This window comes from Cobetia sp. MMG027 (genome assembly GCF_027947415.1).
GTDB lineage: Bacteria > Pseudomonadota > Gammaproteobacteria > Pseudomonadales > Halomonadaceae > Cobetia > Cobetia marina.
This window is the reverse complement of sequence record NZ_JAQJIO010000006.1, coordinates 174,895-201,871: the sequence shown is the minus strand read 5'-3', so window position 1 is coordinate 201,871 and position 26,977 is coordinate 174,895. Positions and strand designations below refer to the sequence as shown.

General features: G+C 62.2%; 22 protein-coding genes. 10 read left to right on the top strand and 12 right to left on the bottom strand.

The features are described from left to right. Positions 1 to 9 precede the first annotated feature (9 nt). The 3 genes from yidC to rpmH form a co-directional block, all read right to left on the bottom strand. Complete coding sequence (yidC, locus tag PJK54_RS10105; protein ID WP_077379744.1) at positions 10 to 1,674, bottom strand: membrane protein insertase YidC; 1,665 nt, start codon at positions 1,672 to 1,674, stop codon at positions 10 to 12. Between the two features lie 118 nt (positions 1,675 to 1,792). Then, entirely contained in the window at positions 1,793 to 2,182 is a 390-nt protein-coding gene (rnpA, locus tag PJK54_RS10100; protein WP_077379742.1) for a ribonuclease P protein component, read from the bottom strand. Positions 2,183 to 2,193: 11 nt separating this feature from the next. Further along, on the bottom strand, positions 2,194 to 2,328 hold the full coding sequence (rpmH, locus tag PJK54_RS10095; RefSeq protein ID WP_043331656.1) for a 50S ribosomal protein L34: 135 nt from the start codon (positions 2,326 to 2,328) through the stop codon (positions 2,194 to 2,196). Between the two features lie 840 nt (positions 2,329 to 3,168). On the opposite strand from rpmH, the gene dnaA reads away from it, so the two are divergent. The 4 genes from dnaA to gyrB all read left to right on the top strand — a co-directional run bounded on the left by dnaA (position 3,169) and on the right by gyrB (position 9,655). Continuing rightward, entirely contained in the window at positions 3,169 to 4,656 is a 1,488-nt protein-coding gene (dnaA, locus tag PJK54_RS10090) for a chromosomal replication initiator protein DnaA (protein WP_077379738.1), read from the top strand. A 148-nt stretch (positions 4,657 to 4,804) separates the two neighbouring features. Beyond that, entirely contained in the window at positions 4,805 to 5,908 is a 1,104-nt protein-coding gene (gene dnaN / locus PJK54_RS10085; protein ID WP_077379736.1) for a DNA polymerase III subunit beta, read from the top strand. Between the two features lie 224 nt (positions 5,909 to 6,132). Further along, on the top strand, positions 6,133 to 7,218 hold the full coding sequence (recF, locus tag PJK54_RS10080; protein ID WP_271302750.1) for a DNA replication/repair protein RecF: 1,086 nt from the start codon (positions 6,133 to 6,135) through the stop codon (positions 7,216 to 7,218). A gap of 19 nt (positions 7,219 to 7,237) precedes the next feature. Beyond that, on the top strand, positions 7,238 to 9,655 hold the full coding sequence (gyrB, locus tag PJK54_RS10075; RefSeq protein ID WP_084209549.1) for a DNA topoisomerase (ATP-hydrolyzing) subunit B: 2,418 nt from the start codon (positions 7,238 to 7,240) through the stop codon (positions 9,653 to 9,655). 151 nt (positions 9,656 to 9,806) lie between these two features. Here gyrB and PJK54_RS10070 read toward each other — a convergent pair whose 3' ends face one another. The 5 genes from PJK54_RS10070 to glyQ form a co-directional block, all read right to left on the bottom strand. Further along, positions 9,807 to 10,736 carry an alpha/beta hydrolase gene (locus PJK54_RS10070; protein ID WP_271302749.1) on the bottom strand — a complete coding sequence of 310 codons (930 nt, stop codon included), beginning with the start codon at positions 10,734 to 10,736 and terminating at the stop codon, positions 9,807 to 9,809. A 141-nt stretch (positions 10,737 to 10,877) separates the two neighbouring features. Beyond that, a complete protein-coding gene (gene luxS / locus PJK54_RS10065; RefSeq protein ID WP_077379728.1) occupies positions 10,878 to 11,390 on the bottom strand; it encodes an S-ribosylhomocysteine lyase in 513 nt (170 codons plus the stop codon). A 138-nt stretch (positions 11,391 to 11,528) separates the two neighbouring features. Continuing rightward, a complete protein-coding gene (gmhB, locus tag PJK54_RS10060) occupies positions 11,529 to 12,158 on the bottom strand; it encodes a D-glycero-beta-D-manno-heptose 1,7-bisphosphate 7-phosphatase (RefSeq protein ID WP_084209547.1) in 630 nt (209 codons plus the stop codon). A 377-nt stretch (positions 12,159 to 12,535) separates the two neighbouring features. Further along, entirely contained in the window at positions 12,536 to 14,605 is a 2,070-nt protein-coding gene (glyS, locus tag PJK54_RS10055; RefSeq protein WP_077379723.1) for a glycine--tRNA ligase subunit beta, read from the bottom strand. Further along, complete coding sequence (gene glyQ / locus PJK54_RS10050; protein WP_103751491.1) at positions 14,602 to 15,564, bottom strand: glycine--tRNA ligase subunit alpha; 963 nt, start codon at positions 15,562 to 15,564, stop codon at positions 14,602 to 14,604. The genes glyS and glyQ overlap by 4 nt, the downstream gene beginning before the upstream one ends. Positions 15,565 to 15,734: 170 nt before the next feature. Between glyQ and rfaD the strand changes: the two genes are divergently transcribed. The 3 genes from rfaD (at position 15,735) to PJK54_RS10035 (ending at position 18,772) form a co-directional block, all read left to right on the top strand. Further along, positions 15,735 to 16,691, top strand: a complete 957-nt coding sequence (rfaD, locus tag PJK54_RS10045; protein WP_077379721.1) for an ADP-glyceromanno-heptose 6-epimerase — start codon at positions 15,735 to 15,737, stop codon at positions 16,689 to 16,691. Between the two features lie 153 nt (positions 16,692 to 16,844). Next, positions 16,845 to 17,864 (top strand): lipopolysaccharide heptosyltransferase II, encoded by a 1,020-nt coding sequence (gene waaF, locus PJK54_RS10040; protein WP_271302748.1) that lies wholly within the window; start codon positions 16,845 to 16,847, stop codon positions 17,862 to 17,864. 2 nt (positions 17,865 to 17,866) lie between these two features. Then, a complete protein-coding gene (locus PJK54_RS10035; protein WP_271302747.1) occupies positions 17,867 to 18,772 on the top strand; it encodes a hypothetical protein in 906 nt (301 codons plus the stop codon). A 152-nt stretch (positions 18,773 to 18,924) separates the two neighbouring features. On the opposite strand, the gene PJK54_RS10030 is transcribed toward PJK54_RS10035, so the two are convergent. The 3 genes from PJK54_RS10030 to PJK54_RS10020 all read right to left on the bottom strand — a co-directional run bounded on the left by PJK54_RS10030 (position 18,925) and on the right by PJK54_RS10020 (position 21,857). Beyond that, positions 18,925 to 20,058 carry a glycosyltransferase family 4 protein gene (locus PJK54_RS10030; RefSeq protein WP_271302746.1) on the bottom strand — a complete coding sequence of 378 codons (1,134 nt, stop codon included), beginning with the start codon at positions 20,056 to 20,058 and terminating at the stop codon, positions 18,925 to 18,927. A 2-nt stretch (positions 20,059 to 20,060) separates the two neighbouring features. Beyond that, on the bottom strand, positions 20,061 to 20,918 hold the full coding sequence (locus PJK54_RS10025) for a glycosyltransferase family 2 protein (RefSeq protein WP_136939488.1): 858 nt from the start codon (positions 20,916 to 20,918) through the stop codon (positions 20,061 to 20,063). Positions 20,919 to 21,074: 156 nt separating this feature from the next. Next, the gene (locus PJK54_RS10020) at positions 21,075 to 21,857 is read right to left on the bottom strand and encodes a 3-deoxy-D-manno-octulosonic acid kinase (RefSeq protein WP_333781913.1); all 783 of its coding nucleotides are present in this window, start codon (positions 21,855 to 21,857) and stop codon (positions 21,075 to 21,077) included. Positions 21,858 to 21,861: 4 nt separating this feature from the next. Between PJK54_RS10020 and PJK54_RS10015 the strand changes: the two genes are divergently transcribed. Genes PJK54_RS10015 through waaA form a run of 3 tightly spaced genes read left to right on the top strand, consistent with a single transcriptional unit; the run spans position 21,862 to position 25,783 of the window. After that, positions 21,862 to 23,025 carry a glycosyltransferase family 9 protein gene (locus PJK54_RS10015; protein WP_271302744.1) on the top strand — a complete coding sequence of 388 codons (1,164 nt, stop codon included), beginning with the start codon at positions 21,862 to 21,864 and terminating at the stop codon, positions 23,023 to 23,025. Beyond that, positions 23,025 to 24,458: a bifunctional D-glycero-beta-D-manno-heptose-7-phosphate kinase/D-glycero-beta-D-manno-heptose 1-phosphate adenylyltransferase HldE gene (gene hldE / locus PJK54_RS10010; protein ID WP_271302743.1), complete on the top strand. Its 1,434-nt coding sequence runs from the start codon at positions 23,025 to 23,027 to the stop codon at positions 24,456 to 24,458. Before PJK54_RS10015 ends, hldE begins: the two co-directional genes overlap by 1 nt. A 2-nt stretch (positions 24,459 to 24,460) precedes the next feature. Further along, positions 24,461 to 25,783 carry a lipid IV(A) 3-deoxy-D-manno-octulosonic acid transferase gene (gene waaA / locus PJK54_RS10005; protein ID WP_271302742.1) on the top strand — a complete coding sequence of 441 codons (1,323 nt, stop codon included), beginning with the start codon at positions 24,461 to 24,463 and terminating at the stop codon, positions 25,781 to 25,783. A gap of 177 nt (positions 25,784 to 25,960) precedes the next feature. On the opposite strand, the gene PJK54_RS10000 is transcribed toward waaA, so the two are convergent. Then, entirely contained in the window at positions 25,961 to 26,737 is a 777-nt protein-coding gene (locus PJK54_RS10000; protein WP_077379702.1) for a DeoR/GlpR family DNA-binding transcription regulator, read from the bottom strand. Positions 26,738 to 26,977 lie beyond the last annotated feature (240 nt).

Sequence of the window (26,977 nt, the reverse complement as noted above, 5' to 3'; positions counted from 1 at the left end):
TGAAAGGCATCATGCGCCTTTCTTGGTCGGCTCGGCATTCTCGATCTGACGGGTGATGACGTACTGCTGAGCGATCGACAGCGTGTTGTTGACGATCCAGTACAGCACCAGACCAGCCGGGAACCACAGGAAGAAGAAGGTGAAGACGATGGGCAGCATCTTCATGATCTTCGCCTGGGTGGGGTCCGGAGGCGTCGGGTTCAGCAGCTGCTGGATGAACATCGTGAGACCCATGACGATGGGCAGGATGAACAGCGGATCCTTCACGGAAAGATCCTGAATCCACAGCATGAACGGCGCGTGACGCAGTTCGACGGACTCCATCAGCATCCAGTAAAGGGCGATGAAGACCGGCATCTGGATCACGATCGGCAGACAGCCGCCCAGCGGATTGATCTTCTCCGTCTGGTAGAACTTCATCATCTCCTGGGAGACCTTCTGGCGGTCGCTGCCGTACTTCTCCTTGATGCGCTGCATCTCGGGGCCCATCTTGCGCATCTTGGCCATCGAGCGGTATGCGGTCGCGGAGAGCGGGAACAGCACGACCTTCACCAGCACGGTCAGCAGAATGATGGAGGCACCCCAGTTGCCGACCAGCGCGTGGATGTGCTCCAGCAGCCAGAACAGCGGATTGGCCAGGAACCACAGCCAACCGAAGTCGACCACCAGTTCCAGATAGGGCGCGGTCGCTTCCAGCTGGTCCTGATCCTTCGGTCCGACGTACAGGGTGGCACCGAGCTCAGCCTGCTGACCGGCCGCAACCTGAGTGGTCGGGCTGGCGAAGGCCGCCACGTTGCGGTTCTGCTTGTCGACGCTGGTGTAGTACAGATTCTTCTGATTGTCAGCCGGCACCCAGGCAGACACGAAGTAGTGCTGGATCATGGAGACCCAGCCACCCTGGATGTCGACATTCTTGAAGCTGCCGTCCTGGATATCTTCGAAATCCACCTTCTGGTAGTGGTTCTCTTCTGACGAGAAGGCCGCACCCAGATAGGACTTCATGCCCATGCCGCCACCGGTGGACGGGTCGGCACTGTTGTCGCGAGCCAGCTGACCGATGAAGCGTGCACCGACCGGCTGCTGGGACTGGTTGTCCAGCAGATAGTCAACCTTGAGCTGGTAGCTGTCCTTGCTGACGGTGAAGCGCTTGATGATCGCGACGCCGTTGACGTCGGCCTTCAGATCCACCTGCAGGCTATCGTCATTCTCGCCCATGAGGTAGCTGTTGCTATCGGCGGAGAAGGCGATACGTCCCTTGTGACCATCCAGCTGCAGGCCGGACTTGGCCACGTAGCTGCGTGACTGATTGTCAGACAGCAGGACGAAGGGAGCTTCAGAGGTGTTGTTCTGCTTGTGCTCGAGCAGGGCGGCATAGACGACGTCGCCACCCTGCGGGTCGATACGCAGGTCCAGCACGTCGCTCTTGACTTCGATCAGGCTGTTGCTCGGAGTACTGGTCGCACTGTCCGGCGTTGCAAGACCGGTATCGCCGCTGGAAGCATTGCTGCTGCTCGGAGCCTCAAGGCCCTGGGCAGTGGCGTTGGCAGCCTGAGAGGCCACCTGGGGAGCCTGTGTCTCTGCAGCGGGCTGGTCGTAATCCTTGTTCCACTGGACGACCAGCAGATAGGCGACAACCGCAAGCGGAATCACGAGGAGTAATCGTTTGACATCCATTGTGTATACCCGGTGGAGGGTGAATCAATCTGGCGGGAGTCAGATGAGTCCGGGTACGAACGGTGGGGCGCATAACGAAAAAAACGCCACATGCCGGACGCACCGGAGAGGTGTCGCGTCAGGCAGGTGGCGTTGACTTGGCCGCTTTCAGACGTCTGGCATCCTTCTCCAGACGAGCCCACATGCCGTCAAGCTGGCGATGCAGTGTCTCGTTGTCCAGCTCGTTCACACCTCGCTTGGCCAATACGACGATGTCGACGGCCGGAAGGCGATGCTGGCGGAGGCGAATGGATTCGCGTGTCAGACGTTTGAGGCGGTTGCGATCTACGGCACGGCGCACGTTCTTCTTGCTGAACACCAACCCCAGGCGGGCATGTCCCAGGTCGTTCGGACACGCCAGAGCCAGAAGCCCCTTGCCGTGTACCTTGAGGGTGGTGTGATCGAAGACGTGCCGGTAATCCCCGGCAGTCAGCAAGCGAAGCTGCCGGGGAAATCCCTGACGGGACATCCGGGCCTCGATCAGGCGCTCAGACGCTTACGGCCTTTCGCACGACGACGCTGGATGACCTCACGGCCACCTTTGGTCGCCATACGAGCACGGAAACCGTGTGTGCGCTTGCGCTTCAGGACGCTCGGCTGAAATGTGCGTTTCATAGCTGCTTCTTCCCACGTGGTTGTTTGGAAAAGGTCAACGAATGTTGCCCTGTATCCACATGAGGACAGGGCAGATTGGTCAGGGGCAGGGATTCTAGTGAATCTGCAAGTCGCTTGCAATGTCGCGTGAGAAGTTGTCCACAGCCGTTTCCCGACATTTCACTGCTGATTCGTGCCACGCCGCCCGTCAGCTGGCGTTTCTCACGGCTATCGAGCCAGCCACGGAGCACGTGTGCAGGGCCAAAAAAATCCTTGTCGAGAAAGGAGAGGAGAAACTGCGCCTCATGCTGACCGAGGGGAAGACTTGCGAAGGGGGGGGCGGCGACTCGTGCATCGGGTCCCGCTCTTTCGGGGGATAGCCCCTGCCTCCCGGGCTGTCTTGCCCGACCAGCGAATGACAGATTCGCGGCAGGAAAGCACCGGTGGATAACCTTGCCTGTGCGTGCGTCGCCACCTCCTCGAGAGGGAAAGCGCATTCCCGAGCAAGGCCCTCGCTATCATTGCTACAGAAAGGTAGTTCTGAATATACAATAACTATAAAGGAGGGAAGATTCTGTGGATAACCTGTTTTTGTCGAAGAAGTTCAATCTACTGCCCTCAGGATATCCCTGATGATAAAGGGTGAAGAACCTGAGTTCAGCCTGTGCATGACACTGTGCATAAGTATCGCCTTATCCCCAGCGGTCCAGATGGCCTCCATCACTCCCCAGAATGTCCAGATGGCAGAAGAATCTTGATACCCAGGTTGTCCACAGTGGATTTCCCTGCCGATGTCGTGTGGATAACTCGTGGCTTGGCCTATACAATGGCCGCCCCTTTGATCACTGGATGTGAGGTCGCGTGTCGCTCGCACTTTGGCAACAATGTCTTGACGCCCTGCAAGACGAGCTGAATTCACAGCAGTTCAACACCTGGGTTCGTCCCTTGCAGGCTGAGGAAGGTGACGGCGGAGAGCTGTGCCTGCTCGCCCCCAATCGCTTCGTACGCGACTGGGTCAATGACAAGTACCTCAAGCGGATTCATGAGCTTCTGCGTGAGCTTGCTCCGGGCAAGCCGCCCAAGGTCGAGCTCAGCGTGGGAAGCCGCCGCACGGTCTCCAATCCGCGGCCAGAGGGGGCATCGACTTCATCGGTGTCCGCTCAGGCCCCTGCGCCCGGCCAGATGCCGAGCCCGCGTGCGCCGTCAGTGCATACGCCCCCGCGTGGCAATTACGCAGAAGAGCGTGAGATGGCGGGTGACGGTGCGCAGGAGGCGGCACCGCGTCGCAATGCGCGGCAGGTGCAGGTAGAAGGCAGCCTCAAGCATTCCAGTGGCTTGAATCCGAACTTCACCTTCGAAACCTTCGTCGAAGGCAAGTCCAACCAGCTGGCGCGTGCCGCCTCCCGTCAGGTCTCCGAGAACCCGGGTGGCGCCTACAACCCGCTGTTCCTCTATGGTGGCGTCGGTCTGGGCAAGACCCACCTGATGCATGCGGTGGGCAACCATCTGGCCAAGCAGGGTGGCGAGAATGCCAAGGTGGTCTATCTGCACTCCGAGCGCTTCGTGGCTGACATGGTCAAGGCGCTGCAGCTCAATGCCATCAATGACTTCAAGCGTTTCTACCGCTCGGTGGATGCGCTGTTGATCGATGACATCCAGTTCTTTGCCGGCAAGGAGCGTTCTCAGGAAGAGTTCTTCCATACCTTCAATGCCTTGCTGGAAGGGGGACAGCAGATGATCCTGACCTCGGATCGCTATCCGAAGGAGATCAATGGTGTCGAAGAGCGCCTGAAGTCCCGCTTCGGTTGGGGGCTGACAGTGGCCATCGAGCCGCCGGAGCTTGAGACTCGTGTCGCGATCCTGATGAAGAAGGCGGACCAGGCGAAGGTCGACCTGCCTCATGATGCGGCCTTCTTCATTGCCCAGAAGATCCGTTCCAACGTGCGTGAGCTCGAGGGTGCCCTGAAAAAGGTCATCGCGGACTCCCATTTCATGGGACGTGCGATCAACCAGGACTTCATCCGTGAATCCCTGAAGGATCTGCTGGCATTGCAGGACAAGCAGGTGGGTGTGGACAATATCCAGCGCACCGTGGCCGAGTATTACAAGATCAAGATTTCCGATCTGCATTCTAAGCGTCGCTCGCGCTCGGTGGCACGTCCGCGTCAGGTCGCCATGGCACTTGCCAAGGAGCTGACCAATCACAGCTTGCCGGAAATCGGCGATGCCTTCGGTGGACGCGACCACACGACAGTGCTGCATGCCTGCCGCAAGGTGGCCTCACTGCGCGAAGAGAACGCCGACATTCGCGAAGACTACAAGAATCTGCTGCGTCTTCTGACCAGCTGATTCAGTTGCCACGCAGCGCCGAGAGGGTGAGGTCAACCTGTCCGGCGCTTAGTGCACCGGGCCCTGTCGTGCGACGGCCCGGAATATTTGATGAGTGTGTGCTGGTCACCGGCAAGCACTTCTCCCGTTTCCAGAGAGTGGAGTCTCCATGAAATTTGCCATTTCGCGTGAAGCCCTGCTGCGCCCGCTGTCCCTGGTGGCGGGTGTGGTCGAGCGTCGTCAAACCCTGCCGGTGCTGTCCAACGTGTTGCTGGAGGTGTCTGATCAGCAACTGTCATTGACGGGGACCGACCTGGAGGTCGAGCTGATCGGGCGTGTCGAGCCCAGCCGTGTCGATGAGCCGGGTTCCGCGACGGTACCAGCGCGCAAGTTGATGGATATCTGCAAGTCGCTGCCGGAAGGCAGCGAGATCATCCTGGCGCTCGAGGAAGGCCGTGCCATCCTGCGCAGTGGTCGTTCACGCTTCACGCTCTCGACGCTGCCGGTCGCGGAATTCCCCAACATCGATGATGGTCAGGGTGATATCACCATCAGCCTGCCGCGCGGCACGCTCAAGCATCTGATCGATGCCACTTCCTTTGCCATGGCGCAGCAGGATGTCCGTTATTATCTCAACGGCATGCTGCTGGAACTGACCAGCAATCTGGTGCGCACCGTGGCCACTGATGGACACCGCCTGGCGGTATGTGAGCAGGCCGCTGACATCAGTGTTGCCGAGTCCCAGAAGCTGATCATTCCCCGCAAGGGCATTCTGGAACTGACGCGTCTGCTGGACGGCAGCAATGAGCCGCTGACGCTCACCGTCAGCGGGACTCACGTCCGGGCGCAGACCGGCGACTTCACCTTCACTTCCAAGCTGGTAGACGGCAAGTTCCCGGATTACGAGCGTGTAGTGCCGCGTGGCGGTGACAAGGTCATCGTGGCGGAGCGTGCCGAACTGCGGCAGGTACTGTCACGTACCGCGATTCTTTCCAACGAGAAGTATCGTGGTGTCCGCCTGTACCTGGAGGCCGGCAATCTGCGCGTGCTGGCCAACAACCCGGAGCAGGAAGAAGCCGAAGAGAACATCGCACTGGATTATCAAGGCGGTGGTCTGGAGATCGGCTTCAATGTCGGCTACCTGATCGACGTTCTGGGCGTGCTGGATTCGGATCGTGTCCAGTTGACGCTTTCCGATGCCAACAGCTCTGCACTGCTGGAAGAGCCGGGCGGCGGTGATGCGCGTTACGTAGTCATGCCGATGCGTCTGTAATAGTGTAAAATCGTTAAAAATCATGTGCTTGATTCGTAATTATCGCAAAGTCTTCGCGAGTTTCTTCAACACATGACCGACGACACCCGCCATCCTCTCCCGTGAGGTGGCGGGTGTCGTCACATTCAGGGCCAAGAGATGATGGCACGGCAAGCATCGTGTCGATCACAGGCTGAACGTGCATATCGTCTTCGTTTTCTTCATTTGTCCTGACTGAGGTCGCCATGGCGCTTGAACGTCTGCAATTCCAGAACCTGCGTAACCTTGCGCCTGTCGATATCGCGCCGGGTCCGAGGGTCAACCTGGTGAGCGGCGCCAACGGCAGCGGGAAATCGAGCCTGCTGGAGGGTGTGCATGTGCTGGGACTGGCACGTTCCTTCCGCACCCACAAGCTGAAGCATGCCATCGCGCACGATATGCCCGGCATGACGCTGTTCGGTCGGTTGGCAGGGGATCCCCCTCGCCCGCTGGGAGTGCGCCGTGAGCAGGCTGCAGATGGCCTCGAGATGCGACTGGATGGAGAGAAGGTCGAGCGTGTGGCGCAGCTGGCGCAGGCGCTTCCCTTGCAGCTGATCAATCCGGATGCATTCCGGCTGCTGGAAGGCTCGCCATCGGCACGCCGCGAGTTTCTCGATTGGGGCGTGTTTCACGTGAAACATGATTTCTTCGATGTCTGGCAGCGGGTTCGCCGTGCGCTCAAACATCGGAACGCGTTACTCAGACATGGTAAGATGGACGTTCAGGCATTGAACGTCTGGGATCGTGAGTTTGCTCATTGGAGTGAGCGTCTCGATGCCCTGCGCATGGAATATATGCAAGCGTTGGCCCCCCTGTTTCAGGCAACTCTCGCTGAGCTGATCGAGCTGCCGGATCTCAGTCTGCGTTATCAACGTGGCTGGGATGCGAAGCGCTCTCTAGGAGAGGTGCTGGCAGCAGGGCGTGACAGCGATAGCTACATGGGGTTTACCCAGACCGGACCGCAGCGCGCTGATCTACGCATTCGTCTCGGGCGCCGCCCTGCGGTAGAGGTGCTGTCCCGTGGCCAGCAGAAATTGGTCGTCAGCGCACTCAAGCTGGCCCAGGGGCGGTTGCTTGAGGAAATGAACGGACGTACCTGTGTTTATCTGATCGACGACCTGCCGGCAGAACTGGATGGCGAACATCGCCGACTCTTCTGCCAGTTGCTGGCCAGCCTCGAGTGTCAGGTCTTCGTGACCTGTGTCGAACCCGAAGCATTGGATCGGGTCTGGCTGCCGGGCACGGATGTCAGAATGTTTCACGTGGAACACGGGCGACTGCACACGGAATGACTTCACGACGGAGAAGCCAATGAGCGAACAGGCTTACGACTCATCGAGCATCAAGGTCCTCAAGGGCCTGGATGCCGTACGCAAGCGCCCCGGGATGTACATCGGCGATACCGATGATGGCACGGGGCTGCATCACATGGTGTTCGAGCTGGTGGATAATTCCATCGACGAGGCGCTGGCAGGGCACTGTAGCGAAGTCCGCGTGGTCATCCACGCCGATGAGTCGGTCTCCGTCAGCGACAACGGCCGTGGCGTGCCGACCGAGATTCATGAGGAAGAGGGCGTCAGCGCAGCTGAGGTCATCATGACGGTGCTGCATGCTGGTGGTAAGTTCGATGACAACTCCTACAAGGTCTCCGGCGGCCTGCATGGCGTTGGCGTATCCGTCGTCAACGCGCTGTCCGAAGAGCTGAAGCTGACCATCTGGCGTCAGGGCAAGGTCCATGAGCAGATCTATCGTCACGGCGTGCCAGAGGCCCCGTTGGCAGTGGTCGGCAACACCGAGAAGTCCGGCACCCTGGTGCGCTTCAAGCCCTCACCGCTGACGTTCGGCAACATCGCGTTTCACTACGAGATTCTGGCCAAGCGTCTGCGGGAACTCTCCTTCCTGAATTCAGGTGTGGCGATTCGTCTGATCGACGAGCGTAGCGGCAAGGAAGAGCTCTTCCACTATGAGGGCGGTCTCAAGGCGTTCGTGGATCATCTCAACACCAACAAGGCAGCCTTGAATCCGGTGTTCCATTTTGAAATGGAGCGCGAGGACGGTATCGGTGTCGAGGTGGCGATGCAGTGGAATGATGCTTTCTCCGAGAACATCTTCTGCTACACCAACAATATCCCTCAGCGGGATGGCGGAACTCACCTGGCGGGCTTCCGTGCAGCCTTGACCCGTACCCTCAACAGCTACATCGAGGCGGAAGGACTGCTCAAGAAGTCCAAGGTCGGCACCACCGGGGATGATGCCCGTGAAGGCCTGACCGCGATCATCTCGGTCAAGGTGCCGGATCCGAAGTTCTCCTCGCAGACCAAGGACAAGCTGGTGTCCTCCGAGGTCAAGACAGCGGTCGAGCAGGAAATGGGCCGTCTGTTCTCCGAGTACCTGATCGAGAAGCCCAACGAAGCCAAGGCCATCGTCAACAAGATGCTGGATGCGGCACGTGCGCGTGAAGCGGCCCGCAAGGCGCGTGACATGACGCGTCGCAAGGGCGCACTGGATATCGCGGGGCTGCCGGGCAAGCTGGCTGATTGCCAGGAGAAGGACCCGAGTCTTTCCGAACTGTATCTGGTCGAGGGTGATTCTGCCGGCGGTTCCGCCAAGCAGGGTCGTGATCGTCGTACCCAAGCGATCCTGCCGCTGAAGGGCAAGATTCTCAACGTCGAGAAGGCGCGCTTCGACAAGATGCTGTCATCTGCAGAAGTCGGCACGCTGATCACGGCGCTGGGCTGCGGTATTGGTCGGGAGGAGTTCAATCCTGACAAGCTGCGTTATCACTCCGTGATCATCATGACGGATGCTGACGTCGATGGTTCGCACATTCGTACGCTGCTGTTGACCTTCTTCTTCCGTCAGATGCCGGAGCTGATCGAGCGTGGTCATATCTTCATCGCGCAGCCACCGCTCTACAAGATCAAGCGTGGCAAGCACGAGCAGTATCTGAAGGATGAGCAGGCGCTTCAGGATTACCTGACAGCCACGGCGCTGGACGGCGGCAAGCTGCACGTCAATGCCGATGCGCCGGGTATCGCTGGCGCTCAGCTCGAAGCACTGGTCAATCAGTATCGCGGCGTGATGAAGCGTATCGATCGTCTGGCGCGCGTCTATCCGTCTGCCGTGCTGCGCAAGATCGTGCATGCCCCGCATCTGGATGAGTCGGCACTGAAGGATGAAGCCATGGTGCAGGGCTGGATCGATGGTCTCCAGAAGGAAATGGATGACCTGATCGCCTATGAGGGCGGCCCGCACTACAGCTTCAGCCTCAGCCATGACAGTGAGCGCAACCTCTATCTGCCGGCAGTCACACTGACGGCGCACGGTGTCAGCAGTGACTATCTGTGGGACGTCGATTTCTTCAAGTCCGCGGACTACCGTGAGATCAGCGAGCTGGGCTCCATGCTGGAGGGCTTGCTGGAGGCGGGCAGCTACGTCTCACGCGGTGAGCGCAAGAAGGAGGTCGTCACCTTCTACGAGGCACTTGACTGGCTGATGAAGGAAGCGGCGCGTGGCTTCAGCATCCAGCGCTACAAGGGGCTGGGAGAAATGAATCCGGACCAGTTGTGGGAAACCACCATGGATCCGGAATCACGCCGCATGCTACGTGTGACGGTCGAAGACGCGATCGGTGCCGATCAGATGTTCAACACCCTGATGGGAGATGAGGTCGAGCCGCGTCGTGACTTCATCGAGCGCTTCGCCCTGGTGGCCAATCTCGACGTCTGATGTCGTGATCGTCGCCAGCTGAAAAAAAGCCCTGATCCTTGATCAGGGCTTTTTTTATGCCTTGCTGCCAGAGCTGGAGCGTGCAGAAGGCGACACAAAGGAGAAATGAGAAAGGGAAGAGGGGGATGACAGAATGAGGCACGGGGCCGTCTCAGGCTGCCGGATCGCTTGTCAGCCATTCAGCGATACGCTCTGCCGTGACGGTTGCCGTCGCCAGCCCCAGATGATCCACGTCCTCGAGTATCGTGACGTGCGCAGCGGGATGTTGCGGCTGCAGGCATTCCTCGAGTCGGTCGGCGTGAAACGCCTCATCCTGATCACCGATCAATGCCAGCAAGGGCACGTGATGCCGTGACAGAGTCTCGAGATCTCGTTGGTAATGGCGAGGATTGAGGCCTGTCATCAAGCGCCAGGAGTAAGCGCTCGTGGTGTTGGCATCGCGATATTCAGCGGGAATGTTGAAGGTGAGTACCTCGAGATGATCCAGGCGATGGATGGACAGCTTGTTCAAGAGCATGCATGTCAGCATGCGTGCTATCCGCGGTTGTGCCCAGCGGGAATCGCGACGCATGTTGGGAGCGAGGTGATCCAGATAGGGAGCCAGCAGAATGAGGCCAGCCAGCGGGATGCCGGCAAGTCCGTTTTCCAGAGCGGATGCCGCGAAACGCAGTGCCAGGCCGCCTCCCGCAGAGTGCCCGGCGATCCACAGGCTGGCGTCAGCGGGGAGATCCAGTGAGCGGATCAGATCTTCAAGATCCTCCTCGAGCTGCAGCGGGTGATCGATATCGCCGCGCCGGGCAGGCGTCGGGCCATGGCCACGCAAGTCAGGCGTGTGGACGTGATACCCCTCAGTGGCCAGATGCGTTGCCAGTGAGGCGAGGTAGCGACTGTCAGCACTGGAACCATGCAGCAGGATGAGGTGTGTCGTGCTCGCTGGAATCCGCGTCGGGTGGTAGTGACGACAGCCCAGGCTGCTGCCATCGCGACAGCGGTAGGGGACGAGTTCATTCGGTGCTGACCACGCTTCCTTGTCTGCCAGGAAAGTCGTGAAATCAAAGGCATGGCTGTTGGAATCGGGCATTCGCGTCACTCGCTCGGGATGTTGCGGCATGAAAAAAGCCCGCTATCTGATCAGGTCAGATAGCGGGCTTTTTCGTTCAAGGACCCGGCGCACTCGACAGGCTGATCAAGTCCGGTGCCTCAAGGCTTGGTGTTTCAAGACTCAATGCGCCTGATTGAGGAAGCCTTCGTCCAGCTTCAGCTCATCATTGCGATTGATGCCGATATCGCGTGACAGGATGTTGCTGGCGATCTGCTTGGCTTCTTCCAGAGAATGCATCTGTGCAGTACCGCACTGATAGACGTTGAGCTCCGGAATCTCTTCCTGGCGTGCGACGTTCAACACGTCCTGCATGGCGGCAGACCAGGCAGCGGCAACCCGGGCTTCGTCCGGCTCGCCGATCAGGCTCATGTAGAAGCCGGTACGGCAACCCATCGGCGAGATGTCGATGATCTCGACGCCATCACCATTGAGGTGCTCGCGCATGAAGCCGGCGAACAGATGTTCCAGCGTGTGAATGCCCTTCTCGGAGAGAATCTCTTCATTCGGCACGCAGAAACGCAGATCAAAGACGGTGATGTTGTCGCCCTTGGGGGTTCCCATCTTCTTGGCCACGCGCACGGCAGGGGCTTTCATGATGGTGTGGTCGACTGTGAAGCTATCCAGCAGTGGCATACGAGGCCTCCAGCATGAGGGAGTGAGATGGGCAGGCCGTTGCCTGCCCGGATTCATGTCTGAAGGGTAGCATATCGCCGCTATTGAATAGAGGGGCAAGCACATGCCGGCGCAGGGAGTGCGCGCGGCATGTGTGTCTCACAGATAGCTCTCGGCAGCGGCTTCACAGCTCACGCAGCGGCGCTGGGACTTTCCCGGCTCACCATCCGACATGGCGTGGTTGAGCTCGCCATCCAGCAGGCGGTTGGTGAAGTCGGCCAGGTTGGCGACCACCAGCACGTCCTTGAGGCCCTCGCCATCGGCCAGTGTCTTCTGGCCCTTGCCGGTCATCACCAGCGCGGCGCGACAGCCGGCCTTCTGGCCAGCGACCAGATCGCGCAGACTGTCGCCCAGCATCCAGGCGCCTTCGAAGTCCGGAATCTGCAGAGCGTCCTGAATCTGGTGCAGCAGGCCGGGTTCCGGTTTGCGGCAATCACAGCCATCATCCGGGCCATGCGGGCAGTAGGCGATGTGGGCGATATCGCCACCGGCTTCCTTCACCAGCTGCATCATCTTGTCGTGCATCTGGTCGAGTTCCCGGTGACCGAAGTGGCCGCGAGCGATGCCGGACTGATTGGTCGCGACGGCTACGGTATAGCCCGCTCGCGTCAGGCGAGCGATGGCCTGAATGGAGGTGGGGTATTCGATCCACTCCTCGGCATTCTTGACGAAGGCATCGGAGTCTTCATTGATGACACCATCACGGTCGAGCACGATCAGTTTTTGCATGGTCAACTCTTCACCTCAGGGCAGTCAGGGGCGTCAGCCGGGCTGCTTGTCAGGGGGTCGCCGCTTTGCCTGGGAAATTGTGAGCCAAGTCACAAGATGACGCTCGCACGGGGATTGGGCAAATGGCGCCGAGTGACCGAAGAGCGTGGGTGCGACAGGCTGCCACGCTTTTCGAACACTGTTTCTATACTGGATTCTAGTGCGACCTAGGTAGGGGATCAAGGCAGAATTTGTGACATCGCGGCCACATTGCGTGTAATCCTGTCACGCAATACGTCATTTCGAGGAGGCTGGATGCAAAAGAACCCCGCCGTGGCGGGGTTCTTTTGCAGAGACTGCCATTTACCGATGTCGGGGACACCGTGGGCCGGCAGCCCTTATTGGGTCAGCAGGCTGATGTCGGCCACACCCATGAACAGGCCTTGCAGACTGGCCAGCATCGCCAGGCGATTGGCGCGCACGGCGGCATCGTCGGCGTTGACCATGACCTGATCGAAGAAGGCATCGACCGGCTCGCGCAGGCTGGCCAGCGTATCGAGGGCTTCCTGGTAGCGTGCCGCCGCGAACAGCGGTGCCACTTCCGCGCCACGTGCCTTGAGGGCCTCTGCCAGTGCCTGCTCGGCCGGCTCACTCAACAGGCTCGTGTCCACCTCGGTGCGGCCATCGTGCTCGGCCTTGGCGAGGATGTTGGAGACGCGCTTGTTGGCGGCTGCCAGAGCGGCGGCTTCCGGGCGTTCGCCGAAGGCGTGCACGGCACGCAGACGACGCGCGAAGTCCAGCGGGTTGCTGATCTTCAGGGTACGCACGGCCAGGTACAGTTCGGCACCCATGCCCTCGTCATTGGCCCAGGCGCGGAAGCGATCGAGCATGTACTCGAGCACGTCCTCGACCAGTCCTTCGGCCTTGGGCAGGTCACGATGCTGCTCGGCGCTGACGGTCAGCAGCTCGCGCAGGTCGAGGTCCAGTTCGCCCTTGATCAGGATGTTGAGCACCCCGATGGTGGCACGACGCAGCGCGAACGGGTCCTTGGCGCCGGTCGGACGCTGACCGATGCCGAAGATGCCGGTCAGGGTGTCGAGACGGTCCGCCAGGGCGATCGCCATGCCGGCCTTGGTCGCGGGAATCGCATCGCCGGCGAAGCGCGGCAGATACTGTTCTTCCAGCGCACGCGCGACGGTGGCATCTTCGCCATCGTGACGGGCGTAGTAGTGGCCCATGATGCCCTGCAGTTCCGGGAACTCCAGCACCATCTCGGTGACCAGGTCGGTCTTGGCCAGCTGTGCGGCGCGTGCGGCGTGCTCGACATCGGCACCGATGCGTTCCGCGATGTGGCGGGCCACGGCTTCGCTGCGACGGGCCTTGTCGGCCATGCTGCCCAGCTTCTGCTGGAAGACGACGCTCTCGAGCTTCTCGCGACGCGATTCCAGCGTGCTGCGCAGGTCAGTCTCGTAGAAGAAGGCGGCATCGCCCAGACGCGGACGAATCACCTTCTCGTTACCGGAGATGACCTGTTGCGGGTCCTTGCTCTCGATATTGGAGATGGTGATGAAGGCCGGCTTGAGCTTGCCGTCGTTGTCCAGCAGGTGGAAGTACTTCTGGTTGGCCTTCATGGAGGAGATCAGACACTCCGCCGGCACTTCCAGGAAGCGCTCATCGAAGGTGCCCGTCAGTGCGACCGGCCATTCCACGAGACCGTTGACCTCGTTGAGGAGGGCTTCCTCGATGACGGCATTGGCGCCATAGACTTCCGCCTCGGCCTGGACCTGTTCGCGGATGCGCTCACGGCGTACTTCACGGTTGGCCAGCACGCGGGCATCTTCCAGCGCGTCGAGGTAGTCCTCGGCGTGCGCCAGCGTGATGGCCTGCGGGGCATGGAAGCGATGACCGAAGGTGGTGCGGCCTGCCTCGAGGCCCAGCACGCTGGCCTCGATCACTTCGCTGCCGTAGAGCGCGACCAGCCAATGCACCGGACGAGAGAATTCGATGCGTGAGGCACCCCAGCGCATGTTCTTCGGCACCGGCAGGCGGGCGACGACCTGTTCCAGCATGGCCGGCAGCAGGGCGGAAAGATGCTCGCCCGGCTGGGTATGACGATAGCCGAGCCAGGTGCCCTTGTCGGTTTCCAGCTCGATCAGATCACTGACCTCGACACCGCAGGAGCGAGCGAAGCCCTGCACGGCGCGGGTCGGCTCACCATCCTTGAAGGCCGCAGCCTTGGCCGGGCCACGCTTCTCGATCTCGCGGTCCGGTTGACGCTCGGCCAGCGACTCGATCATCACCGCCAGGCGACGTGGTGTGGCGTAGGCGCGGACCTGACCGAAGGCGACTTCGGCCTCACGCAGGCCATCGGCCAGGCCATTGGCCAGGCCGTCGGCGAGGGCATCGATGGCACCCGGCGGCAGTTCTTCGCAGCCCAGTTCGATCAGCAGGGTATTCACGGAGGTCATGCTGACGCGTCTCCCTCGGTAGTGGTGTCATCGGCGGCGAGCAGCTCGTCACGCAGTGCCTGTGGTGCCAGCGGGAAGCCAGCGGCCTTGCGCGAGTCGTAATAGGCGTGGGCCACGTCGCGGGCGAGGGTGCGCACGCGCAGGATGTAACGCTGACGCTCGGTGACGGAGATGGCGTGACGCGCATCCAGCAGGTTGAAGGTGTGGGAGGCCTTCAGCACCTGCTCATAGGCCGGCAGCGGCAGGTTGGCCGCCAGCAGCTTCTGACATTCGCTCTCGCAGTGATCGAAGGCAGCGAACAGCTCCGGCACGGCAGCGTGCTCGAAGTTGTAGGCGGACTGCTCCTTCTCGTTCTGCAGGAAGACATCGCCGTAGGTGACCACGGAGCCGTCCGGTGCGGTGGTCCAGATCAGGTCGTAGACGCTGTCCACGTCCTGGAGGTACATCGCGATGCGCTCGAGACCGTACGTCAGCTCGCCGGTGACCGGGAAGCACTCGATGCCGCCTGCCTGCTGGAAGTAGGTGAACTGGGTCACTTCCATGCCGTTGAGCCACATTTCCCAGCCAAGTCCCCAAGCGCCCAGCGTCGGGGATTCCCAGTTGTCCTCGACGAAGCGGATGTCGTGGACCAGCGGGTCAATGCCCAGACGCTCCAGCGAGCCCAGATAGAGCTCCTGCAGGTTGGCCGGTGACGGCTTCATCACCACCTGGAACTGGTAGTAGTGCTGCAGGCGATTGGGATTTTCGCCGTAGCGGCCGTCGGTGGGACGGCGGGAAGGCTGCACATACGCAGCGTTCCAGGTTTCAGGACCGATGGAGCGCAGGAAGGTCGCCGGGTGGAAAGTCCCCGCGCCAACCTCCATATCCAATGGCTGCAGGATGATGCAACCCTGTTCGGCCCAGTATTGCTGCAGGGCCAGAATCAGGCCCTGGAAGGTTTTCACGTCTGGCTGTGTCATTGGTGAAGCCCGTTGGCCCATGAATTCGAGAACTGCCAAGTATACAATCCCCGCTTATCGGGTTATAGGCCGCAGACGTAACCGAGTGCGTGCCATTTCCAAATTCTGATGCGTCGCGTCCCTGCACGCGCGTATTGCCTACAAGCCTCTGAGAGGCTCTGGGAGCTCAAATGATCGTCGTTACCGGAGGCGCCGGCTTCATCGGTGCCAATATCGTCAAGGCACTCAATGATCGCGGCCGTACCGATATCCTGGTGGTGGATGACCTGAGTGACGGCACCAAGTTCGTCAATCTGGCGGATCTGACCATTGCCGACTATCTCGACAAGGACGATTTCCTGATTCGCGTCCAGTCGAGCCTGATGGGTGAGTATGCCGAGCTGCCGAAGATCGAGGCGATCTTCCACGAGGGCGCCTGCTCCGATACCACCGAGTGGGACGGCCAGTTCATGCTCGAGAACAACTTCGAGTACTCCAAGGTGCTGCTCAACTTCTGTGAGGCGAATCAGATTCCCTTCCTCTACGCGAGCTCCGCGGCGACCTACGGCGACAGCCAGGTCTTCAAGGAAACACCGGAGTTCGAAGGGCCGCTCAACGTCTACGGCTACTCCAAGCTGCTGTTTGACCAGCACGTGCGCCAGCGTTGGGACAGCCTGACCACCCAGGTGGTCGGCTTCCGCTATTTCAATGTCTATGGCCCGCGTGAGCAGCACAAGGGCAAGATGGCCAGCGTCGCCTACCACCATCACACCCAGGTGAAGGCGGGCGAGAACCCGAAGCTGTTCGGCGCCTACGATGGCTATGAAGCCGGCATGCAGAGCCGTGACTTCGTCTACGTCGGTGATGTGGTCGACGTCAATCTGTGGTTCCTCGATCACCCGGAAGCCTCCGGCATCTTCAACCTGGGTACCGGCCGTGCCGAGCCGTTCAAGGCGATCGCCGAGACCGTCATCGAGTACTACGAGAAGGGCGAGATCGAGTACATCGACTTCCCGGAAAACCTCAAGGGCCGCTACCAGAGCTTCACGCGTGCCGACATCGGCAAGCTGCGCAAGGCCGGCTGCAACGTCGAGTTCAAGACCGTTGCCCAGGGCACCCGCGCCTATCTCGAATGGCTGAATCGCTGAGTCTGAGCACGTGTGGACTGAGCTCGTGTGGACTGAGCTCGTGTGGACTGAGGGTAAGCGCGTGTGGAATGAGCATGGGCGCCTGCATCGCAAGTGCGATGGGGCAGGGCAAGCGCATCCGCAAAGAGGGTTGGCCGTGAAGAGGAGCAAGGCATGAGTGAGCGCATTCTGGTGGTCGGGCCCAGCTGGGTCGGCGACATGGTGATGGCGCAGAGCCTGTTCATGACGTTGAAGCAGCGCTCGCCCGGCTGCCGGATCAGTGTGCTGGCGCCCGCCTGGTCGCAACCGATCATCGAGCGCATGCCCGAGGTCGAGGAAGCGCTGGCACTGCCGGCGGGGCATGGCGACTTCGCCCTCAAGGCGCGCTGGCGACTGGGGCGCTCGCTGCGCGGGCGTTTCGATCGCGCCATCGTGCTGCCGCGCTCCTGGAAGTCGGCGCTGGTGCCATTCTTCGCGCGTATTCCAGTGCGGGTCGGCTTCACCGGTGAGCAGCGCCACGGCCTGCTCACCGAGTGCCGCAAGCTCGACAAGTCGATTCTCGATCAGACCGTCAAGCGCTTCACCTCACTGGGCCTGCCGCTGGACGAGTCCAACCCGCCGCAGCGCATCCCCGAACCCTGTCTCGTCACCGACAGCGCCAATCAGCGGCGTCTGCGCGAGGCGCTGGGCCTGAGTGCGCCACCGGCCCCCATCATCGGCATGATGCCGGGCGCGGAATACGGGCCGGCCAAGCAGTGGCCACTGGCGCACTTTCGCGAGCTTGCCGAGTCACTGACGCAGGCCGGGGCGGAGGTGCGTATCTTTGGCGGTCCCAAGGATGTGGCGGCCGGTGAGGAGATTGCCCAGGGGCTGGCCGGCGTCCACAACCTGTGTGGCAAGACGCGACTGGCGGATGCGGTGGATCTGATCGCCGAGTGTCGGGAAGTGGTCAGCAATGATTCTGGCCTGATGCATGTGGCGGCTGCGGTAGGGGCCCGTATCCAGGGCATCTACGGCTCCTCGTCACCACATTACACGCCACCGCTGACGGCCAATCGCGAGATTCACTGGCTGGCGCTGGAGTGCTCACCGTGTTTCAAGCGCGTCTGTCCGTTGGGGCATACCAACTGCCTGAATCACATCGCGCCTGAGCGATTGCTGACGGCGATCGCGCTGGATGAGGATGAGCGGTGAGCTTGCCGAAGAATCGTACGACGGATGATCTGATCCATCCGCGGATGCGCGGGGCGATGACGCGTGCACAGCGTATCGAGGCGTGGCGTGCCTGGTGTGAGCAGCACCTGGTACTGCCGTTCAGCCGGGCATGGCTGGTGCGCTGGTGCCGGCATCGCTCGCGCCATCAGGGGCTTGAGCAGCGTGGCTTGCCGCGACATGCCGTGGAAGACGTGATGGGACCAGAGGCGCTGACACTGTGGATCAATCCGCGTGAACTGGTGCGCGACGTCAACTTCGGGCGTGACAAGCGCAAGCGGCCTTCCTCCAACGCCTTCATCTGGGACGGCGACTGGGACCTGCGGCGTGGCGCCTTCCGCTTCGGCTCACGCTCGCGCCTGATGCGTGACCTGATCGAGCATGGTGATGACCTGACGGTGACCGAGCGTTATCAGCAGCTCAAGGCCTTGCTGGAGGCGGGCAAGCCCTGGGCATCGCCGCGTGATGGCCTGCTGATGGACAGTGAGGAACAGATTCTCGGTTACCTGCGCTGTTATCGCGGTTATCTGCAGGACATGGCCGCCAATGGCTTCCGCCAGGGCATCACCAAGGATGAGATGGGCGTCGCGGTGACGCGTGATGGCCGTCTGCTCAAGATCAACCGTGGCCTGCATCGCCTGGCGATGGCGCAGCAGGTGGGAGTGCCCCGCGTGCCTGTCGTCATCAAGGCGGTACATCGTGAGTTCTGGGACAAGGTGACCGCCGGTGCCGAAGGTGATGAGGCTCTGCGGCGTCTGCAGGCTGCGCTGCAAGAGTGTCGTCCCGAAAGCGAACCCGGCCCGCTGGACCCCAAGACCTATCCCGTGATGGGAGTGGATGAGGGGTGGCCGGATCTGCGTGGACTCGAGGATGCAAATTCCGGCAGTTGAGCCGATAACCTGTTGTTTATAAAAACGAAAAAGCCCTGTTTCATCGTGATGTTTCACATGAAACAGGGCTTTTTTCGCTCTCTCTGTTCGAGTGACAGCAGGTACTTGGGCGACAGGTACCTGGGCGATAGATGCCTGAGGCGAAAAGCGGTCTAGCGTGCCAGTCGCTGATAAAGCCCCAGATAGGCCTCGCCCATGGCGCTGGGGGTGAAGCGAGTCAGATGCGCCCGCGCGCCCGCGACCAGCCGCTCTCGACGTGGTGCGTCATCGCCGAGTGCCACGATGGCGCTGGCCAGCGCCTGTGCATCGTCGGTGGGCACCAGCACGCCGGTGGCATTGTCATGCACGATATCGGGGATGCCATCCACCTCGCTTGCGATGATCGGGACGCCGTGATCCATCACGTCGAGCAGAATCGAGCCGAGACCCTCGTTGCGTGACGGGAAGGCGAACAGATCGAAGGCTTCCAGATAGTCGCCGACATTGGTGTGGAAACCCTCCCAGACAAGATTGTCCAGATCGGTGCTCTCCGCCTTGAAGGCGGCTTCATCCTCTCCCGCGCCCAGGCAGACGAACAGCAGCTGCGGGTGACTGTCGCGCAGCTGACGGGCCGCCTCGATCAGCACTCGCTGGCCCTTGTGGCGGTCCACCAGCGCGCCGACATGCCCGACGACGAAGCGACCCCCGGCGGGCGTATTGCCGAAGCGCTCCCGCAGTCTGCCCACGGCTGTCTCATTGCTGGGCAGGTGGGCGAGGGTGCTGGGAATCAGAGCCGTCTCCCCCCACTGGCGCTCACGCAGGTGTGACTCGATCACCGAGGAAATCGCCACCCGGCAGGCAGCGGCGCGATAGGTCAGACGATTGAACCACTTGTCCTTCACCGGCTGAGGCACCCGGCGGGTCAGCAGATAAGGCGTGCCGGTGAGGCGCTGATGCAGCCACGCCCAGTGTACGGCCTTGGCTTCGTGAGCATGCACGATATCGGCGCGAGGCTGACCGAGATGGCCCTTGAAGCGCCCATGGATCTCGATGACGTCCACCGTGACGGCAAGCTCGAGCGCCGCCAGTTCGGTGATCAAGGGCGAGCCTTGCAGGCACACCAGCGACTGACGGATGGGCGTACCAGGCTCGCCGTTCTCTCCCGGGCTGGCGCGTCGCGCCAGGTCCGCGATCAGGTTGAGCGTCTGGCGCTCACCGCCGCGAAAGCCGCGGGCCAGATTGACGTGGCGCACGTGCAGCGGCCGAGACGAAGCTTGCGACGCCGCCTGCTCACAAGCAGAGGTCATGGTCACCATACCTTGTTGAAGTCTTCCGCCTCACGCACCTTGGCGTCGCGCTGGAATTCCAGCAGCTTGGCGTATTTCAGGTAGGCATTGACGCTGGCGGACAGCGCCACCGAGAAGCCATCGACGCCATCGCGGAAGCCGGCCTGGAAGACGAACTTGCGCATGAAGGCATTGCTGGCATGCAGGAAGGGCGTGAAGGCGTTGGCGCGTTTTCCCTTCTGATACATGATCTTGGCGGCGCGATTCGAGAAGCGGCCACTGGCCTTGACGAACAGCTCACCCAGATTGGCGAAGCTGTAATGCTCGAGGTCCGCATCCAGCTCGCAGGGGTGGCTGGCCTGAACGGAGCTGTGCTGGCGCGAATCGCGGAAGGCGAGCTTCTCGCGGTCATACAGGCGCAGGCAGTAATCGGGGTACCAGCCGGCATGTCGCACCCAGCGTGAGCCGATGAAGTTGCGACGGCGTAGCGCGAAGCCGTCGTGGGGCGTGCTGTCGAGTGCCAGTTCCCGGATGGCGCTGACGGCGCCGTCGGTCAGGCGTTCATCGGCGTCCAGTGACAGCACCCAGCGGTGGCTGGCATGGCTCGGTCCGACGTTCTTCTGCGGCCCGTCGCCCAGATAGGGCTGGTCGATCACCACGGCGCCCATGGCGCGCGCCAGCTCGCAGGTGGCATCCGTGGAGCCGGAATCGACCACGATCAGCTCATCGCAGACCTGGGCCAGCGAGCGCAGGCAATCCTCGATGTTGTGGGCTTCATTGAGAGTGATGACGCAGCCGGTGATGGGCACGGCGGTGCGCAGCTTGCCATCGGAAGGAGGGGCGGTCGGGGTGACGGCCGGGGCCTCGTCGCTCGGATTCATGACGGTCTCTGTCTTGAGAGCGCCTGGCTCACGTGTGTGACAGGCGCCGATGGGACGCAGTGGCAGGCGGGAATCGGATGATGCGCCTGCCGACGATTCATGTCGCTATCGTACACTGCATGGGCACCGATGCCTGCAGGGCGATACGCTGAAGCGTCAGGCGTGATAGGCGCTGCGAATGGCGGCCAGGCACGCCGCATGATGTGTCGGCGTGAAGCGCGCCAGCGAGCGCCCCAGGCGTGAGAGGTTGTTCTCGCGCCAGCGTGCGTCGGCGGGAGCCTCGTCATGCAGCTGGCAGCGATCGAGATCGATCACGTAGACGCGTCCGCCTTCATCGACCAGCAGGTTGCGTGCGTTGAGATCGACATGCTCGAGCCCGGCGTCATGTACGGCGCGAATGGCGCGACCTGTCGTCTCCAGCACTGCCAGCAGGGATTCAGGCAGCTCGGCCCCGGCAGGCAGGCGCTGTGCTTCGAGGGCGATCAGATCATCGGCGAAGGCGCGCGCGCCGGGAATCAGTACCGTGATCAGGGCGGCCTCGTAGCTCAGGCCATGCCGCCATACGCAGGCGCCGACCGGCTCTGGCACCGGCAGCCCCTGGCGATGCAGCATTTCCGTCAGGCGCAGCTCGGCGAAGGCGCGGGTGCGCTCAAGGCCGGTGTAGAGGTAGCGCTGACGAGCGATCTTCGCGATCAGACCACCACGTCGATAGGGGCGCAGCGCCCAGCGTTGAGCCGGGGCGCCAGTGGCATGGACGGGGTGCAGCTCAGCGGGCAAACGACAGACATCGAGGAACAGACTCGCCCCGCGCCCCGGTGCTTCGCCGGTCACGGCGCCGTGTTCGCGCCAGAACGATGGCATGAACCAGTCCGGCGTCATTTGTGGCGCTGTTTCGCCATCATATAGAATGTGGGCATTCTCATTTCGGAAAACTGCCATCCGCATGAAGCATCCTCTCCCTGCCCAGCCCGCACATATCTGCGTGCTCCGGCTCTCCGCTCTCGGCGATGTCTGCAATCTTGTGCCAACGGTACGCGCCTTGCAGCGTCAGTGGCCTGAGGCCCGCATTACCTGGATCGTCGGCAAGGGGGAGCACAGTCTACTGTCCGGCCTGACCGGGGTCGAGTTCGTGGTCTACGACAAGTCCACCGGCCTTGCGGGCATGCGCGCCATCTGGCGTCAGCTCAAGGACACGCACTTCGATGTGCTGTTGCACATGCAGCAGGCGCTGCGGGCCAGCGCCCTGTCGTTGGGCCTCAAGGCCCGAGTGCGCATCGGTTACGACCGTGCGCGCGCCAAGGACTGGCAGTACCTCTTTACCTCCCATCAGCTGGCCCCGCGCGAGCGCGCTCACGTGCTGGAGTCGTTCATGGACTTCGCACGTGCCCTGGGTGTCGAGGACTGCCGGCTCGACTGGCGTCTCGATGTGCCGCCCGAGGCCTATGGTGAGGCGGCGCGCGTGACCGGTGAAGCGCCCTATCTGGTCATCAGTCCGTGTGCCAATCCGCGCCTGCGCAACTTCCGCAACTGGTCGGCCGAGGGCTATGCGGCGGTCGTCGATCATGCCTGGCAGCAATACGGCATCCGCAGCGTGATGACCGGCGGCGGCAGCCCGCAGGAACGCGAGATGGGCGCGCGCATCAAGGCGCTGGTCAGTGAAGGCGCGGTCATCGATGCCATCGGTGGTACCTCACTCAAGGGCCTGCTGGCGCTGATCGATCGCGCCGTCGCGGTGATCGCGCCGGACTCCGGCCCCGTGCATATGGGCAATGCGCTCAATACACCGGTGATCGGCCTGTACGCCACCACCAACCCCGAGCGTGCGGCGCCCTATTGCTGGCAGCATCTGGTGGTCAATCGCTATCCGGATGCGGTGGAAACCTATCTGCACAAGCAGATGGACGAGATCCACTGGGGCCAGCGCGTACGCCATCAGGACGCCATGAGCCTGATCCGCGCCGAGGATGTCATCGCGCGCCTCGGTGAGCTGCTGGCGGACACCGATGGCGTCATTCGCGGCCAGAGTTGCGAACGTCTGCCGGTCGCGGCTGTCTTGTCTACTGACACCTCTTCTTCTGAATTTCCCTCTGCACGCGGAGACGCCTGATGAAGCTTGATCTGACTGCGCTTGAACAGGCTCGCCTGCTGGTCGTGGGTGATGTGATGCTCGACCGCTACTGGCACGGTGGCACCTCACGCATCTCGCCGGAAGCCCCGGTGCCGGTGGTGCGCGTCGGCGAGAGTGAAGACCGCCCGGGCGGTGCCGCCAACGTCGCGCTCAACATCGCATCGCTCGGTGCGCATGCCACTCTCGCCGGTGTGGTCGGTCAGGATGACAACGCCGCCATCCTGACCCGCGCACTGGAAAACGCCAATGTCATCACGCGCTTCCAGGCCAGTGACAGCGTGCCGACCATCACCAAGCTGCGCGTGATGAGCCGCAATCAGCAGCTGCTGCGCCTTGATTTCGAGGAGCCGCTGCACGAGGTGGATACCAGCGCGCTGGTGCGCCATGTCGAGGCCGAGCTGGGGGCCACCAGCGGCGTGATGATTCTCTCCGACTACGGCAAGGGCTCGCTGAATCAGGTCGAGGTGCTGATCGCCGCGGCGCGCGCGGCGGGCAAGCGTGTGCTGGTGGACCCCAAGGGCAGTGATTTCTCGCGCTATCGTGGCGCCAGCATCATCACGCCCAATCTGACCGAATTCGAGACCATCGTCGGGCCATGCCGCAGCGATGAGGAACTGGCCGAGAAGGGTGAGGCGCTGCGTGCTGAGCTCGAGCTGGAAGCTCTGCTGGTGACGCGTAGCGAGAAGGGCATGACCCTGATTCGCGAGGGCCATCAGCCGCTGCATCTGCCGACGCATGCGCGTGAGGTCTATGACGTCACCGGTGCCGGTGACACCGTGATCGGCGTGCTGGGTCTAGCGCTGGCGGCTGGCCATGCCTTCCCGGAAGCCGTGATGCTGGCCAATCTGGCCGCAGGCCTCGTCGTCGCCAAGCCGGGCACCGCGACCCTGTCGGTGGCGGAGCTCTACACCGCACTGCATGGTGACAAGCTGGCGGAATTCGGCGTGATCCAGGAGTCCGCGCTCATCCCGGCAGTGAAGGCCGCTCAGGCACGCGGCGAGCGCGTGGTGATGACCAATGGCTGCTTCGACATCCTGCATGCCGGTCATGTGGCCTACCTGCAGGAGGCGGCACGTCAGGGCGACCGTCTGATCGTGGCGGTCAATGACGATGGCTCGGTGGCACGCCTCAAGGGGCCGACGCGTCCGATCAACCCGGTACTGCGTCGCATGCAGGTGCTGGCGGGCCTCGGCGCGGTCGCCTGGGTCGTGCCCTTCAGCGAAGACACCCCGGCACGCCTGATCGAGGCCGTGCTGCCGGATGTGCTGGTCAAGGGCGGTGACTATCGTCCCGAAGAGATCGCCGGGGGCGAGGCGGTGATCGCCAACGGTGGCGAGGTGCGTGTGCTCGGTTTCGAGGATGGCGTCTCCACCACGGCGATGATCGCCACCATTCTCGATCGCGAGGACTAGGCGTGAGCCTTGCCCGTGGCCTCTACAGCACCGCACTGACCCTGCTGTCTCCCCTCATCTGGCAGCGGGTCTGGCGCGAACACGATGATCGGCACTCGCGCCTGGAGCGGCTGGGCATCCTCCCTGCCACGCCTGCCGCCGCGCCGGACCGCGAGCGCCCCATCTGGCTGCATGCGGCCTCGCTGGGCGAGATGGTCATGATGGCCAGCGCCATCGAGGCGCTGCGGCGCCGCTATCCCCTCCGCCCGCTGATCGTGACCACCATGACCGCGACGGGGGCTGCCCAGGCGGCTCGCCTGTTGCACACGCCTGAGGGAACGCCCGAGCTTGCCCCGGCGCGGCATCATTATCTGCCACTGGACTTTCCCTGCAGCGCACGTCGCTTCGTGTCTCGCCTGCGGCCGGCCCTGGTCGTGCTGGTGGAAACCGAGCTGTGGCCGAATCTGATCGCAAGCTGTGCGCGCCAGAGGATACCCGTGAGCGTGGTCAATGCGCGGCTGTCACCGCGCGCCTTCACACGCTACCGCAAGGTCGGGGCCTTGATGCGCGAGACGTTGTCGCAGGTGAGCGCGCTGACGGCCAAGGCGCCGGAAGATCTCGAGCGTTTCATCGCGCTTGGGCTTCCTGCGGCTCGGGGGAAGACGGTCGGTTCACTCAAGTTCGAGCTCGAGATATCGCCACAGGCCGTCGCGGCAGGCAAGGGACTGCGCGAGCAGTTCCAGGGGCGGCGGGTCTGGATCGCCGCCTCGACACACGAGGGGGAAGATGCCCTGATGCTGGACGCCCACGCAGCCGTGCGTGCTCGGCATCCTGATGCCTTGCTGCTGCTGGTGCCGCGCCATCCGCAACGCTTCGAGACGGTCGCCGCACAGAGTGCGAGCTGGTGTGAGTCACGCGGGGAAACCTGCCTGCGTCGCAGCCACATGCATGCGGAAAGCCGCCTCGAGAAGAGCCGTCTGTCGGTGCTGGTCGGCGATAGCCTGGGCGAGCTGCTCGCCCTGTATGCGGCGAGCGATGTCGCCTTCATCGGCGGCAGCCTGGTGCCCATCGGCGGGCATAATCTGCTCGAACCGGCCGCGCTTGGGCTGCCACTGTTGAGTGGCCCATCGCTTGAGAACTTCAGTGAGATCGCCGAGGTGATGACGGCGGAAGGAGCTCTGCAGGTCGTCGATGATGCCGAGGCGCTGGCCGAGGCCGTCAACACCCTGCTGGAAGATGAATCGCAGCGCCAACGGGCAGGGCAGGCGGCGCGTGAACGGGTAGCCCGCAATCGCGGGGCGCTGGCAGGGACACTGCAGCAGCTGGAAGACCTGTTGCCGAGCTGAGCCGACGAGAGACGGAGGTGATCTCGCCATGCCGATTTCGGTCGTGGGGGATGCACGCCACTGGGGCATCAATGGGAAGATCATGCGCAGAAACGCCGCACCATCGTGCGGCGTTTCTGCGTATGGACCTCGCGTGGGGCGAGGTCAGCGCTCACTCACCGAAGCGCAGGCCCTGTCTCAGCACTCGATGAGCTGCGCCGTCACGCCCATGTCGGCATCCAGACCCTCCAGGCAATCGCGCGCTGCGGCGCTGGCATTGCTGATCACCACATCGAAGCTTTCCAGTGGCGCGATGAAGGCCGGGCGTACCATCTCGAACTTGCGGGCATCGATGATCAGGAAGCGCTGCATGGCGCTTTCCAGCGCGGCCTGCTTGGCCGCCACCTCATGAAAGTGGAAGCAGCTGACGCCGCGCTCGGCGTGCACGCCACCGGCCGAGAGAAATGCCTTGTTGATGCCCAGACGGCGAATGGCTTCCGGCATGTCGGTGGCGGTAAAGGACTGGGTGGCCGGATGAAACAGCCCGCCCAGCATGACCAGTCGCACGCCGGGCAGGTGGCCGACGGCGTTGGCGACATTCAGGGCGCAGGTCACCAGGGTCAGTGTCATCTGACGGTCCAGTGCCGCGGCCAGGTGGACCAGGGTCGTCCCGCAATCCACGTACAGGGTATCGCCGTCCTCGATGTGACTGGCCAGTCGCTGGCACAACGCTTGCTTGATAGGAGCGCTGGCATCGATCTCGCGGTCGAGACGATAGACGCTGCTGGCGGAAGATTCCGCCAGCAGCAGGCGTCCCCCCAGTATCTCCAACAGCCCGTTGCTGTGAGTGACATCACGACGAATCGTCATCTCGGACACGCCGCAGAGCTGCGCGGCGTCGCTGAGCTGCAGTGGGCTGCCCTCGCGCAGGATGGCCTGCAAGCGGTCAAGGCGTGCAGCGCTTTGGTTGTTCATGCGGCAGGGTCCTTTTTTGCCGATGGCGGTGAGAAAGCGTTGGAGAAGCCAACATGCCCTCGGGTCATGGTGTGATGATAACTCACTGACTGGCAGGGATAACTTTTCTCGCGTGAGAGATCCGCGCGGGCGTTGCAGGAAAGCAAGGCCCGAATCGCTCAAGCGTTTGCATTGACTCCTTGGTCAGATTGTGACTCTTTTAACATGCTGAGAAAAAATCATAACACCGTGTCCCGTTGA

Bases quoted from the DNA above. Each gene is read 5' to 3' on its own strand.
- yidC (WP_077379744.1), bottom strand. From the start codon at position 1,674: ATGGATGTCAAACGATTACTCCTCGTGATTCCGCTTGCGGTTGTCGCC.
- rnpA (WP_077379742.1), bottom strand. From the start codon at position 2,182: ATGTCCCGTCAGGGATTTCCCCGGCAGCTTCGCTTGCTGACTGCCGGG.
- rpmH (WP_043331656.1), bottom strand. From the start codon at position 2,328: ATGAAACGCACATTTCAGCCGAGCGTCCTGAAGCGCAAGCGCACACAC.
- dnaN (WP_077379736.1), top strand. From the start codon at position 4,805: ATGAAATTTGCCATTTCGCGTGAAGCCCTGCTGCGCCCGCTGTCCCTG.
- recF (WP_271302750.1), top strand. From the start codon at position 6,133: ATGGCGCTTGAACGTCTGCAATTCCAGAACCTGCGTAACCTTGCGCCT.
- gyrB (WP_084209549.1), top strand. From the start codon at position 7,238: ATGAGCGAACAGGCTTACGACTCATCGAGCATCAAGGTCCTCAAGGGC.
- PJK54_RS10070 (WP_271302749.1), bottom strand. From the start codon at position 10,736: ATGCCCGATTCCAACAGCCATGCCTTTGATTTCACGACTTTCCTGGCA.
- luxS (WP_077379728.1), bottom strand. From the start codon at position 11,390: ATGCCACTGCTGGATAGCTTCACAGTCGACCACACCATCATGAAAGCC.
- gmhB (WP_084209547.1), bottom strand. From the start codon at position 12,158: ATGCAAAAACTGATCGTGCTCGACCGTGATGGTGTCATCAATGAAGAC.
- glyS (WP_077379723.1), bottom strand. From the start codon at position 14,605: ATGACCTCCGTGAATACCCTGCTGATCGAACTGGGCTGCGAAGAACTG.
- glyQ (WP_103751491.1), bottom strand. From the start codon at position 15,564: ATGACACAGCCAGACGTGAAAACCTTCCAGGGCCTGATTCTGGCCCTG.
- rfaD (WP_077379721.1), top strand. From the start codon at position 15,735: ATGATCGTCGTTACCGGAGGCGCCGGCTTCATCGGTGCCAATATCGTC.
- waaF (WP_271302748.1), top strand. From the start codon at position 16,845: ATGAGTGAGCGCATTCTGGTGGTCGGGCCCAGCTGGGTCGGCGACATG.
- PJK54_RS10030 (WP_271302746.1), bottom strand. From the start codon at position 20,058: ATGACCTCTGCTTGTGAGCAGGCGGCGTCGCAAGCTTCGTCTCGGCCG.
- PJK54_RS10025 (WP_136939488.1), bottom strand. From the start codon at position 20,918: ATGAATCCGAGCGACGAGGCCCCGGCCGTCACCCCGACCGCCCCTCCT.
- PJK54_RS10020 (WP_333781913.1), bottom strand. From the start codon at position 21,857: ATGGCAGTTTTCCGAAATGAGAATGCCCACATTCTATATGATGGCGAA.
- PJK54_RS10015 (WP_271302744.1), top strand. From the start codon at position 21,862: ATGAAGCATCCTCTCCCTGCCCAGCCCGCACATATCTGCGTGCTCCGG.
- hldE (WP_271302743.1), top strand. From the start codon at position 23,025: ATGAAGCTTGATCTGACTGCGCTTGAACAGGCTCGCCTGCTGGTCGTG.
- PJK54_RS10000 (WP_077379702.1), bottom strand. From the start codon at position 26,737: ATGAACAACCAAAGCGCTGCACGCCTTGACCGCTTGCAGGCCATCCTG.